This is a genomic window from Conexibacter stalactiti, from assembly GCF_033542075.1.
GTDB lineage: Bacteria > Actinomycetota > Thermoleophilia > Solirubrobacterales > Solirubrobacteraceae > Conexibacter > Conexibacter stalactiti.
Genome location: NZ_JAWSTH010000048.1, coordinates 32,973 through 45,281, shown reverse-complemented (window position 1 = coordinate 45,281; position 12,309 = coordinate 32,973). Strand labels below are relative to the sequence as shown.

The following is a 12,309-nucleotide window of genomic DNA, read 5'->3' as shown; positions in this document are numbered from 1 at the left end:
CGACGCCAGCGCGGCGGAGGCGCCGCGGCCTCGGCCGCCGTCGCGGCCCGGAGGCGGTCGCGAGCGGCGGCGCGAGCGGCCTCGGATGGCGGCTCGGCCGGGCCGCCGAGATCGTGCAGCGCTCTCGTCAGCTCAGGCATGGTGCGCTCCGGGTCGGGCGGTGGCGGCGAGCGGCGTGTCCAGCGCGGCCGTCAGGCGGCGGCGGGCGCGATTGATCCGGGAGCGGACGGTGCCGAGCGGGATCGCGAGCGCAACCGCGACCTCCTCGTAGCTCAGCTCGCCCCAGGCGAGCAGCAGCAGCGCGTCGCGGTCGCGCGCCGGCAGCGTGGCGAGCGCTTCGGCGAGCCGGCCGTCAAGCTGCCCGTCGCCGGGCGATGCCTGCGCCGCGGCGCTCTGCGCACCCGCGGCGCGCGCCAGCGCGGCGAGGCGCCGCTGCTCGGCGCGGCGCTGCTCGGCGATCAGATTCGAGGCGATCCCGAGCAGCCACGGCAGCGCGCTGTCATGGCTGGCGACGAAGCGGCGGCGATGCGCGAAGGCGCGCGTGAAGGTCTCGGCCGCCAGCTCGTCGGCGAGGTCGCGACCGACACGGCGGCGGAGATAGCCGTGGACGGCGTCGAAGCGGCGTTCAAAGACCTGCTCGAACGCCTCCGGATGGTCCCCTGCGCGGCGGATCGCCTCCGCGTCGCTGTTCGTGTGCCCCATGCCCCTTCATCGTCGCGGGGGCGCGAGAAGTTCGCGCCCGCACGTCCGTCGGCGGCCGCGACCCGTGCGAACGCATCGCACAGGATGCGGCGCCGAGGGCGGCTACGACGCCGCGACCTGTGCGACCGCCTCCGCGACCGGCGTCTCGCCGCCGACGAGCAGGAAGGTTCTCCCGGCCGTCGCGGGCGTGTCGAGCACGGCGACGAGCGTCGCGGCGACGTCGTCGCGCGGGATCTCGCCGTCGCCGGTGTCGGTGCGGACGCGGCCCGTGCCGGGCTCGTTGACGAGCGCGCCGGGACGGACGATCGTCCACGCCAGGCCGCTCGCTCTGACGGCCTCGTCGGCCTCGCCCTTCGCGCGCAGGTAGGCGGCGAAGCCGTCGCCCTCGGCGTTCGCGTCGGCGCCGCGCGAGCTGACGATCACGTAGCGCTCGATCGCGTTCGCCTTCGCCGCCTCGATCAGTCTGACCGCGCCGTCGCGGTCCATCGTCTGCTTGCGCGCCTCGCCGCTGCCCGGCCCCGCGCCGGCCGCGAAGACGACCGCGTCGGCGCCGAGCACGGCGGCCGCGACCGCCTGCGGCTCCGCCTGTTCGAGGTCGACGACGACCGGCTCGATGCCGGCGGCGCGCAGGTCATCGGCGTGGTCGGGGTTGCGGATCAGGCCGCGCACGCTGTCACCGCGTGCCGCCAGCAGCTTGCCGAGGCGGAGGGCGATCTGCCCGTGCCCGCCCGCGATCGCGACGTTGAGAGGAGCCATGCGATCGAGGCTAGCGCGCTACTGCGCGGGGACGGGCAGCGGCTCGACCGCGATGCCCCGGCGATGGCGGCGCCAGGCGTCGCGCACGACGCCGCCGGCCTCGACGACCAGCAGCGCGAGTGCGACCGGCACGGTCGCCGGCAGCCGGTCGAAGGCGAGGAAGACGAGTCCGGCGGCGAGCGCGAAGCCGAGCGTCAGACCGGCCGCCCAGGTGCGTCTGCGCGCTCGCGCGGCCAGCAGCGCACCGACCAGCGCCGGCAGGAAGACGTCGCCGTAGCCCATCTCCAGCGGTCCTATCTCGACGCGCTGGAGCTGCGGCAGGTGATCGCCGACGCCGGCCGCGTTGAGCACGTCGCTGGCGGGGCCGAGCAGACCGCTGGCGACCAGGACGAGGTCGGCGGCCGCCATCGCGACGATGCCGGCGCCGAGCCACTTCGGCGGTGTCAGCTCGACCAGCAGCGAGCCGAGCAGCAGACAGCTGCCGCCGATCAGCGTCAGCGCGGCGAGCTGGCCGGGCAGCGAGTGGGTGTCGTGCAGCACGACGGCGAGCGCGGTGAGCGTCGCGAGCATCGCCAGCGGCCCGAAGCGGGCGGCTCCGATCAGCGCCAGCAGCGGCACGCAGACGAGCGCGACCGTCGCGAAGGTGTCGGCGTACTGCGGGTGGATCCGCAGCAGCACGACGACGCCGACGAGCGACAGCAGCGGCACGAGCGCGAAGATGCGATGGCGCAGCGCCTGCGTCCAGACCGGCGCGGCCGACGCGGTCGCGCCCGCGACGAGCGCGGCCTGCGCGACGGAGCTGCCGGCGTAGGCCGCGATGAACTCGACGCTCACGGCGCTCTGGGGCCCGGGGGGACAACCATGAATTCGACTGTTCCCGTGCTCGATGAGAGGGGGCTTAACGGAATCCGAACGTCTGCCCATAGAGGGTGTGAGGTGGCGCACGGATGGGCACCCGGCCGCTCTCGGGCCCGCTGCTGGTATTGTTGTGTGCGCAATCAATCTTCCTGCGAGCGTGCGCATGCCCCCTTCCCTCCCCTCCACCACCAGCCTCGGCCCGGTCCGCCTGACGGTCAACGACCTCGCGACGACGGCGAGCTTCTACGAGCAGGTGATCGGCCTCGTCCCGCTGACCCACGACGGCGACAGCGCGACGCTCGGCACCGCCGCCGGCGCGACGCTGCTGGAGCTGGTCGAGCGCGCCGACGCGCCGGCGCGCCCCCGCGGTTCAGCCGGCCTCTTCCACCTCGCGCTGCTGCTGCCGACGCGCGCCGACCTGGCGCTCGCGCTGCGGCGGCTGGCGACCGCGCGCTACCCGCTCGACGGTGCCTCCGACCACCTCGTCAGCGAGGCGCTCTACCTGACCGACCCGGAGGGCAACGGGATCGAGATCTACCGCGACCGCCCGCGCGGCGAGTGGGGCCGCGAGGCCGACGGCCAGATCAGAATGGCGACGCTGCCGCTCGACCTCGACTCCGTGATCGACGACATGCCGGCCGGCATCACCTCCGAGACGCCGAACGCGAGCGTCCCCGACGGCGCCGTGATGGGCCACGTCCACCTGCAGGTCTCCGACCTCGAACAGGCCGAGGCCTTCTACAACGGCGTGCTCGGCTTCGACGTCGTCGTGCGCGGCTACCCGGGCGCGCTGTTCGTCTCCGCCGGCGGCTACCACCACCACCTCGGCCTCAACACGTGGGCGAGCGCGGGCGGGGCGCCGAACACCCCCGCCACGCGCGGCCTCGACCGCTTCGAGATCGTGCTGCCCGACGACGCCGCCGTCGCCGAGGTGCGCGGCCGCCTCGACGCTGCCGGCACGCCGGCGCTGGAGAGCGACGGCGCGCTGTTCGCGACCGACCCGTTCGGCAACGGGCTGCGCTTCGTCGCGGCGGCGTAGCGGCCGCGCTCGGCGGCGAGGGCGAGCCGCCGCCGCAGTGGTAGCTTCGGTCGATGGCGACCTCCTGGACGAACCTGAACCTCTTCCCCCTCGCGCTCGGCGGCAACGTCTTCGGCTGGACCGCCGACGAGGCGCAGTCATTCGCGGTGCTCGATGCCTTCGCGGCCGCGGGCGGCAACCACGTCGACACCGCTGACTCCTACTCGGCGTGGGTGCCGGGCAACTCCGGCGGCGAGTCGGAGACGATCATCGGCAACTGGATCAAGGCGCGCGGCAACCGCGAGCAGATCCTCGTCGCGACGAAGGCCGGCAGATTCGGCAGACTGACCGCGCCCAACATCCGCACCTGGGCCGAGGACTCGCTGAGACGGCTGCAGACCGACTACATCGACCTCCTCTACCTGCACGAGGACCACAGGGACGTGCCGCTGGAGGAGTCGCTCGGCGCGCTCGACGCGCTCGTGAAGGAGGGCAAGGTGCGCGCGATCGGCGCCTCCAACTTCACGCCCGCGCGGCTCGCCGAGGCGCTCGAGGTCTCCGCGCGCGAAGGCTTCACGAAGTACGCGGCGCTGCAGCCCTACTACAACCTCGTCGAGCGCCGCCACGTCGAGGAGATCCCGTTCGAGGGCCCGCTGCAGGACCTCGCCGTCGCCGAGGGGATCGACGTCTTCCCCTTCTTCAGCCTCGCGATGGGCTTCCTCGCCGGCAAGTACCGGCCCGGCGGCGAGCAGGTCGACAGCGCCCGCGCGCAGGGCGCCGCCGCCTACCTGCAGACCGCGAGAGGCCCGGCCGTGCTCGCCGCGCTCGACGAGATCGCCGCCGCGCATTCGACCACCGTCGCCGCCGTCGCGCTCGCCTGGACGCTCGCGCAGCCGTCGATCAGCGCCCCGATCGCCAGCGCGCGCACGCCCGAGCAGCTCGCCGAGCTGCTGCCGGTCGCGACGCTGAGACTGAGCGACGACGAGCTGGCCGCGCTCACGCAGGCGTCGGAAGCGGAGTAGCGCGGCGGCTGAGCGCGTGGCGGGCGGTCGCGCCGGCGACCGTCACCCACGCCGCCAGCAGCAGCACGAAGAGGCCGGCGGCGACCCACGCCAGCGGCGGCGCGCCGAGCCGCAGCGACAGCGCCGAACCGCCGGTGACGCAGGTGCCGAGCGGGAAGATGAAGCTCCACCAGGTCGCGGCGAACGGCAGCCCCGGGCCGGCCGCGGCGCGCACCGTCAGCGTCGTGGCGACAGCCAGGTATGCCATCGCGAACAGGAAGACCGGTATCCCCCAGACGAGCGCGAGCAGGCCCATCCCGCGCGCCAGCGAGTCGCCGACGACGTCGGGCGCGACCGCCGCCAGCAGGCAGGCCGCCGTGACCGACTGACCGAGCGGCCCGAGCGCGATGAACAGCGTCGGGAGCATGTGGACGGGACCGGTGCCGTGCGCCAGCAGCCGCCGCCGCAGCAGCAGCCCGGTCGCCGCGACGGCGACGACGCTGAAGGCCAGCAGCGCCCAGCAGGCGAGCAGCAGCGCCGTCCGCAGCGGCCCGGCCGGCGCGTGCGCGATCAGCGCGGCGCCGCTGGTCGCGGAGACCATCGGCGGCACGACCGGCAGCAGCCAGGTCGCGAAGACGTGGTCGAGCCGTCTGTCGGGGTGCGTCAGCAGCCAGCGCGGGACGGCGAGCGCCGCGATCAGCCCGCCGAGCGTGCCGACGCTCCACAGCACGACCGCGGCGATCAGCGCCGCGCGCTCGCCGACGAGGTCGCGCCCGACCAGCAGCGTGCCGGCGGCGACCGTCGTCAGCGCCATCGGCGGCGCGCCCCAGAACGGCATCGTCGCCAGCGACCGTCGCGGCAGCGCGGCGACGTGGGCGGCGGCCGCGGCGTCGAGGCCGCCGGCCGCGTCGCGGCGGGCGCGACGGTCGCGACGGCGCTGCTCGACGGCCAGCGCCGCCAATCTCGCGAGCAGCAGCACCGCGGCGACCCATGCGGCCAGCGCGAGCGCGTGGAGGCCCGGCAGGTCGAGCGGCAGCAGCATCGCGGCGTTGGCGACGATCCCGGTGCCCATCGCGGCGGTGAACCAGTTGGGAGCGATTCGCACACCGTCAGGATCGTCGTTCCCGACCGCCCCAACCAGTCGGAATCGGCGCACACGTATTCCAACCTGGAATCGATCGAACGGCGCGATGCGCGATCATCCGGCGATCGGAGAACCAGTCGCCAACCCGCTTCCCAGCCCCGACCTCGCCGCCTTCGTCGCTGCCTGCGAGGCGGGCAGCATGCGCGGCGCCGCCGACACGCTCGACCTGACGCAGTCGGCCGTCACCAAGCGCGTGCTCGCGCTGGAGCGGCGCGTCGGCGTGACGCTGCTGGAGCGCGGCCGCTTCGGTGTGCGCCCGACCGCCGCCGGGCAGATCCTCTACCCGGAGGCCAAGCGCGTGATGGCGGCGCTGCGCGACGCCGAGGAGGCGCTCGACAGCCACCGCCGCGACGCCGGCGAGTCGCTCGCGCTCGCGGCCAGCCACACGATCGGCGAGTTCCTGCTGCCCGACTGGCTCGCGCGCTTCCGCCACGAGGCGCCGGCGGTCCACGCGCAGGTCGCGATCGTCAACTCGACCGGCGTGCTGGCGGCGCTGCGCGAGCGGCGTGCGCAGATCGGCTTCGTCGAGGGGCTCGACCCGCTCGACGGGCTCGACACGCTCGTCGTGCAGCGCGACGAGATCGCCGTCGTCGTCGCCGCCGGTCACCGCTGGGCGCGGCGCAGATCGCTGCGCGCGAGCGAGCTGCGCGGCGAGCCGTACGTCGCGCGCGAGGAGGGCTCCGGCACCCGCACCGTCGCGACCGCCGCGCTGGCCGAGCGCGGCGTCGAGATCGCGCCGCGGCTGGAGCTGGCGAGCGCCGAGAGCGTCAAGCGCGCGCTCGCCTCCGGCGGCTTCGGGCTGCTGTCGCGGCTGGCTGTCGAGACAGAGGAGCGCAACGGCCTGCTGCATGCGCTGCCGCTGCGCGACGTGCCGCTGGCGCGCGAGCTGCGCGCCGTGCGCGACCCGCGCCGCCCGCTCCCCCGCCCCGCCGAGCGCTTCTGGCGCTGGCTCGACGGCCTGCCCGCCTGAGCGCGGCGCGGGGTCGGGCAGTCGTCCAGCGGCGGCGGAATCGGCGCGCGCGTGGGATACGCTGGCGCGCCGCCGTCTCGCCACAGCTCGCTCCTTGAGGAAGGACCCTCACCGATGCCCCGCCCCACCGCCCGCGCGCTCGGCGCGCTGCTGCTGACCGGCGCGCTCGCCGCGCCCGCTCCCGCCGTCGCCGCGAAGGCGAAGAAGAAGCCGGCGCTGACGAAGGCGCAGAGAGCCGCCGTCGACAAGCAGGTGAAGAAGGCGATCGTGGCCTACATGAAGGCGAACCCGCCGAAGGCAGGGACACCGGGCCTGCCGGGCGCGCCGGGAGCGGTTGGCGCGACCGGCCCGGCCGGCGCACCGGGTGCGGGCGGAGCGACCGGTCCCGCCGGCGCGACCGGCCCGGCCGGCAGCGGTGAGCCGGGTCCGATCGGACCGCCCGGCCTGACCGGCCCGGTCGGGCTGCCGGGGATGACGGGACCAGCCGGACCGACGGGTGCCGACGGCCCGCAGGGCCCGACCGGTGCCATCGGTCCGCAGGGGCCGGCCGGTCCAGAAGGTCCCGAGGGTCCCGCCGGGCCCGAGGGTCCCGAGGGTCCGACCGGTCCGCAGGGCCCGACCGGCGCCAACGGCGCGACCGGCCCCCAGGGCCCGACCGGCGCCTCGGGTGTCTTCGGCGACGGCTCCGCCGGAACGCTCTCCGTGCCGAACGGCAACACGCTCGACCTGACGACCGTCAACGGCTACAACACGCTCGTCGCGCAGGGCAAGCAGACCCTCCAGTTCACCGACGTCTCGATCCAGGGCACGCTGATCGTGCCGAGCGGCACGACGCTGCGCGCGACCGGCATCGTCACGGTCGGCGGCATGGTGATCGTCGACCAGGGGGCCGTCGACGCCGGCAGCGGCCCGGCGAGCGCCGGCGTCGCCCGAGCGCTCGCGGGCACTCCGCAGGGCGGCCTCGGGCTGCTGCCGCTGCAGGCCAGCCAGCTGACTCGTCCGGGGCCGCTCGGCGGCGGCGCCGGCGACCGCGACGGCCTCCTCGCGACGAACAGCGGCGCGGGTGGCGGCTCGCTCGTGGTCGCCGCGCGCGGCGACGTGAGAGTTCAGAGCGGCGGCGCGATCAACGCCAACGGCGACGCCGGCACCAATCCCGGCGGCTCGTCTGACGTTCCCGGTCCCGGGGGCGGCGCCGGCGGCGTGATCGTGATCGGGACGCGCGGCAGCGTGACCGTCGGCGGCGCGATCCGCGCCGTCGGCGCCGCCGGCGCACCGGGTGTCAACGGCAACGGCGGCGCGACCGGCGCGGGTGGCGGCGGCGGCGGAGGCGGCGGGATCGTCAACATCCTCGCCGGCAGCACGTCCTCGATCACGGGCCTCGTGCAGGTGACCGGCGGCGCAGCCGGTGCCGACGCGTTCGCCGGCACCTCCAACGTGGCCGGCGGCGGCGGTGGCGCGAGCGGCGGCGACGGCGGCACGGGCGGCAACGGGGCCGCGACTGCCGGGACCCCCGGCGCCAGCGGCTACTTCTTCCAGCAGGTCGTCGCGAACGTCGAGAACCTGCTGCTCTGAGCGGTTCGCCGGCTGCCGCGCCGCCCCTGGGAAGGCGGGGGCGACGCGGCGCCTGGCGAACGGACTCCTGAGTGAGGGGGTGCTCAGAGCCCGACGATGACGGACTTCGTCTCCATGTAGTTGTTGAGGACCTCTTCGCCCATCTCGCGGCCCCAGCCGGACTGCTTGTAGCCGCCGAACGGCAGCTCGGCGCTGAACACGTGGTACGAGTTCACGTGCACCGTGCCGGCCTTGATCCGCTTCGCCAGCTTGTGCGCCTTCGAGATGTCGCGCGTCCAGACGCCGGCGGCGAGGCCGTAGGCGGAGTCGTTCGCCTGGCGGGCGAGGTCGTCGACGTCGCTGAACGGCAGCGCCGCGATCACCGGGCCGAAGACCTCCTCGCGGACGATCGTGCTGTCGGCGGTCGCGTCGACCAGGACGGTCGGCTGCACGAACCAGCCGTCGCCGTCGATCGCGGAGCCGCCGGCGGTCACGCGGTTGCCCTCCTGCTCGCCGATCGAGAGGTATCTCGTGACGCGGTCGAACTGCTCCTGCGAGACGAGCGGGCCCATCTCCGTGTTGGGATCGAGGCCGTGGCCGACTCTGATCGACGCGGCGGCGTTGGAGATCCCCTCGACGACGCGGTCGAACTGGTCCTCCTGCACGTACAGACGCGACCCGGCCGAGCAGACCTCGCCCTGGTTGAAGAAGATCCCCTGCGCGGCGCCGGCGATCGCGGCGTCGACGTCGGCGTCGGAGAAGACGATGTTCGGCGACTTGCCGCCGAGCTCCAGCGAGACCCGCTTGAGGTTGCCCGTCGCCTGCTGGGCGATCAGCTTGCCGACCTCGGTAGAGCCCGTGAAGGCGACCTTGTCGACGTCCGGGTGCTGGGCGAGCGCGGCGCCGGCGGTCTCACCGAAGCCGGGGATCACGTTGACGACGCCGTCGGGGACGCCGGCCTCCTGGATCAGCTCGGCGAGGCGCAGCGCGCTCAGCGGCGTCTGCTCGGCCGGCTTCAGCACGACCGTGCAGCCGGTCGTCAGCGCGGGGCCGAGCTTCCACGCCGCCATCAGCAGCGGGAAGTTCCACGGGATGATCTGGCCGACGACGCCGACCGGCTCACGCAGCGTGTAGGCGTGGAACTCAGCGCCCGGCATGTACGGCACCGACGGGCTGATCGTGCCGCCGTTGAGCTTCGTCGCCCAGCCGGACATGTACCAGAAGAGGTCGGCGGCGAGCGGTACGTCGGCGGCCGCGGCGACCGCCTTCGGCTTGCCGTTGTCGAGCGTCTCCAGCTCGGCCAGCTCGTCGGCGTGCTCCATGATCAGGTCGCCGATGCGGTGGACGATCCGACCGCGCTCGGACGGGTTCAGCTTCGACCACGGTCCGTCGAGCGCTCTGCGCGCCGCGGCGACCGCGAGGTCGACGTCCTGCTTGTCACCCTCGGCCACAGTGGCGAGAACCGCTCCCGTGGCGGGGTCGAAGGTCTCGAACGTCTTCCCGCTCACCGACTCGCGCCATTGACCGCCGATCAGCAGCTTGCGCGGTTCGGAGGTGAAGCGACGGGTTGCTTCGGCCATGGGAACAGCTACGGCCATGACGGCCTCCTCTGACGTTGTTGTCTCCTCGCGTCCGCGACTCTCTCTCCTGCCAACGGACTGCGATCGACCATACGCCGGTCCACGTTGCAGAACCGTTGCGTCGCAACGTTGCGGGGTGCAACGGGCGGCTCAGCCGGTGCGGAAGGCCCGCCGGTAGGCCGTCGGGCTGGTGCGCGTGGCGCGGGCGAAGTGGGTGCGCAGCGAGGCGGCGCTGCCGAAGCCGCAGTCGGCGGCGACCTGCTCGACCGGCGCGTCGGTGCCCTCCAGCAGGCGGCGGGCGGCGAGCACGCGCTGGTGCAGCAGCCACTGCGCGGGGGTCGTGCCGGTCTCGGCGCGGAAGCGGCGCGCGAAGGTGCGCGGGGAGACGTGCGCGTGGGCGGCGAGGCGCTCGACGGGGAGCGGCTCGTGCAGCCGTTCCAGCGCCCACGCGCGGGTCGTGTCGAGCGCCACGGACGCGACCTCCTCGACCGTCGTGACCGGCGCCTCGATGAACTGCGCCTGGCCGCCGTCGCGGTGCGGGGCGATCACGGTGCGGCGGGCGAAGTCGGCGGCGACCTCGGCGCCGTGGTCGCGGCGCACGACGTGGAGGCAGAGGTCGAGCCCCGCGGCGATGCCGGCGCTCGTCAGCACCTGGCCCTCGTCGACGTACAGCACGTCGGGATCGACCGTCACGCGCGGGAAGCGGGTCGCGAGCAGGTCGGCGTCGGCCCAGTGGGTCGTCGCGCGGCGGCCGTCGAGCAGGCCGGCGTGGGCGAGCGCGAAGGCGCCGGCGCAGACCGAGACGATCCGCGCCCCTCGCTCGGCGGCGGCGCGCAGCACGTCGAGCAGCGCCGGCGCCGGGGTCGTCTCCTCCGCGCCCACGCTGCCGGGCACGACGATCGTGTCGGCCCGCGCCAGCTCGTCAAGCCCGTGCTCGGCGACGATCGCGAAGCCGCTCGACGACATCACCGCTCCCGGCCGCTCGGCGGCGAGCGCGAACGAGTAGCGCGCCGGATCGACGAAGCCGAAGAGGTGCGCCGGCGCGGCGAGGTCGAGCACGATCACGCCCTCGCTCACGAGCGCGACGACGTGATGGGGAGTCCCAGCAGCCATTGGCAGGATCCTAGCGATCATTGTCTTTCCTGCCACTGGCGCGAGATGACCGCGGACGCGAGCATCTCCTGCATGCCCAGATCCGCACTCATCGTCGTCGACCTCCAGCAGGGCTTCGACGACCCCGTCCTCGGCCCGCGCGACAACCCCGACTGCGACCGCAACGTCGCCGCGCTCGTCGCTGCCGCCCAGCGCGCCGGCGACGCGATCGTGCTCGTCCGCCACGACTCCGTCGAGCCCGAATCCCCGCTCCACCCCGACCGCCCCGGCAACGCCTTCAAGGCCCAGCTGGACGGCGTCGAGGCCGACCTGCTCGTGCGCAAGCAGGTCCACTCGGCCTTCCACGGCGACGTCGACCTGCATGCGTGGCTCCAGCAGCACGACGTCGAGACGCTGACGATCTGCGGCATCCAGACCAACATGTGCTGCGAGACGACCGCGCGCCTGGCCGGCAACCTCGGCTACCGCGTCCGCTTCGCGATCGACGCGACCCACACCTTCGACGAGCCCTCCCCGTTCGGCGCGCCGCCGGTCACCGCCGCCGAGCTGAGCCGCGCCACGGCCGCGACGCTCGACGGCAACTTCGCCGAGGTCGTGAGAACGGCGTCGCTGCTCTGACAGTCCGTCGCGCGACGCGCTCAGGGGCGCGTGGGCGCCTCGACCGCCGGATCGCCATACCGCGGCAACAGCCCCGGCCGCTCGTGGAACCAGCTCGCCATCGCGGCGAGCCCGTCCGCGAGCGACCAGCGCGGCCGCCAGCCGAGCCGTTCGGAGGCCAGCCCGGCGTCGGCGACCCACACGTCCGTGTCCCAACTGCGTGCCGGGTAGTCGCCCCAGACCGGCTCAGCCGGGATGTCGAACACCGTGCGCGCGATCTCCGCCAGTTCGCCGAGCGTCGTCTGGCGGCCGGTGCCGATGTTGTATACCGCGCCCTCGCCGGGGACGGCGACATCGGCCGCCAGCAGGAAGGCGTCGATCACGTCCTCGACGTGGACGAAGTCACGCGCGACGCGCGGATCGACCAGCGGCGGCAGCCGCCGTTGCATCCCGTTCAGCACGAGCGCGGGGATCAGTCGGCGCGGCTCCTCCCACGGCCCGTAGACGGAGTACAGACGCAGCGTCGTGAGGGCTTGGCCGCGCTCGCGCGCCGACCAGCCGCAGTAGAGCGTCGCCGCCGCCTTCGTGAAGGCATAGGCGCTGTTGGGCTCCGGCAGCTCGGACTCCGGCGGAGCGTGGTCCTTCCAGCCGTACTCCGACGAGGAGCCGGCGTTCACGAGCGCGCGCACGTCGTAGCGCGCGGCGGCGTCGGCGAGGTGCGTGAGGCCGACGAGGTTGGTCGCGACCATCCGCTCCAGGCTCGTCTGCCACGAGTAGGCACCGTGAGCGGCGAGGTGGAGCATCAGCTCAGGACGAAAGCCGCCGACGACGGCGTCGACCGCCTCCGCGTCGCAGAGGTCGATCGCCGCGACCTGTGCGTCCGCGCGGAGGTCTTCCAGCCGCCAGCAGTCGGTCTCCGGACCACCCAGCAGCAGCGTCTCGTCACCGCGCGCCACGAGCCGGTGCGCGAGCGCCGCGCCGATGAAGCCGCCGGCGCCGGTCACGAGCACACGCGGCAC

12 protein-coding genes are annotated in these 12,309 nt (G+C 74.3%); 5 read left to right on the top strand and 7 right to left on the bottom strand.

The genetic code is table 11. The features are described 5' to 3' along the window. Positions 1-132: 132 nt before the first annotated feature. The 3 genes from R7226_RS17640 to R7226_RS17630 all read right to left on the bottom strand — a co-directional run bounded on the left by R7226_RS17640 (position 133) and on the right by R7226_RS17630 (position 2,292). Positions 133-702, bottom strand: coding sequence for an RNA polymerase sigma factor (locus tag R7226_RS17640; RefSeq protein WP_318598552.1), 570 nt, complete (start codon positions 700-702; stop codon positions 133-135). 102 nt (positions 703-804) lie between these two features. Continuing rightward, positions 805-1,458: an SDR family oxidoreductase gene (locus R7226_RS17635; RefSeq protein WP_318598551.1), complete on the bottom strand. Its 654-nt coding sequence runs from the start codon at positions 1,456-1,458 to the stop codon at positions 805-807. A gap of 18 nt (positions 1,459-1,476) precedes the next feature. Beyond that, positions 1,477-2,292, bottom strand: coding sequence for a hypothetical protein (locus R7226_RS17630; RefSeq protein ID WP_318598550.1), 816 nt, complete (start codon positions 2,290-2,292; stop codon positions 1,477-1,479). Between the two features lie 187 nt (positions 2,293-2,479). Here R7226_RS17630 and R7226_RS17625 point away from each other — a divergent pair, with 187 nt between their 5' ends. Next, positions 2,480-3,355, top strand: coding sequence for a VOC family protein (locus tag R7226_RS17625; RefSeq protein ID WP_318598549.1), 876 nt, complete (start codon positions 2,480-2,482; stop codon positions 3,353-3,355). A gap of 53 nt (positions 3,356-3,408) precedes the next feature. Next, positions 3,409-4,356: an aldo/keto reductase gene (locus tag R7226_RS17620; RefSeq protein ID WP_318598548.1), complete on the top strand. Its 948-nt coding sequence runs from the start codon at positions 3,409-3,411 to the stop codon at positions 4,354-4,356. Here the strand turns inward: R7226_RS17620 and R7226_RS17615 are convergent. Continuing rightward, positions 4,331-5,440: an SLAC1 family transporter gene (locus tag R7226_RS17615; RefSeq protein ID WP_318598547.1), complete on the bottom strand. Its 1,110-nt coding sequence runs from the start codon at positions 5,438-5,440 to the stop codon at positions 4,331-4,333. The two genes, R7226_RS17620 and R7226_RS17615, sit on opposite strands and share 26 nt — an antisense overlap. Before the next feature lie 85 nt (positions 5,441-5,525). Between R7226_RS17615 and R7226_RS17610 the strand changes: the two genes are divergently transcribed. Continuing rightward, positions 5,526-6,449 (top strand): LysR family transcriptional regulator, encoded by a 924-nt coding sequence (locus R7226_RS17610; RefSeq protein WP_318598546.1) that lies wholly within the window; start codon positions 5,526-5,528, stop codon positions 6,447-6,449. Between the two features lie 114 nt (positions 6,450-6,563). Further along, positions 6,564-8,021 carry a hypothetical protein gene (locus tag R7226_RS17605; RefSeq protein ID WP_318598545.1) on the top strand — a complete coding sequence of 486 codons (1,458 nt, stop codon included), beginning with the start codon at positions 6,564-6,566 and terminating at the stop codon, positions 8,019-8,021. 83 nt (positions 8,022-8,104) lie between these two features. Here the strand turns inward: R7226_RS17605 and R7226_RS17600 are convergent, their stop codons facing one another. After that, positions 8,105-9,580, bottom strand: coding sequence for an aldehyde dehydrogenase family protein (locus R7226_RS17600; protein WP_318598544.1), 1,476 nt, complete (start codon positions 9,578-9,580; stop codon positions 8,105-8,107). A 150-nt stretch (positions 9,581-9,730) separates the two neighbouring features. Beyond that, a complete protein-coding gene (locus tag R7226_RS17595) occupies positions 9,731-10,693 on the bottom strand; it encodes a GlxA family transcriptional regulator (RefSeq protein WP_318598543.1) in 963 nt (320 codons plus the stop codon). 72 nt (positions 10,694-10,765) lie between these two features. Between R7226_RS17595 and R7226_RS17590 the strand changes: the two genes are divergently transcribed. Then, a complete protein-coding gene (locus R7226_RS17590) occupies positions 10,766-11,311 on the top strand; it encodes an isochorismatase family protein (RefSeq protein WP_318598542.1) in 546 nt (181 codons plus the stop codon). A gap of 20 nt (positions 11,312-11,331) precedes the next feature. On the opposite strand, the gene R7226_RS17585 is transcribed toward R7226_RS17590, so the two are convergent. Further along, positions 11,332-12,309, bottom strand: coding sequence for an NAD-dependent epimerase/dehydratase family protein (locus R7226_RS17585; protein ID WP_318598541.1), 978 nt, complete (start codon positions 12,307-12,309; stop codon positions 11,332-11,334).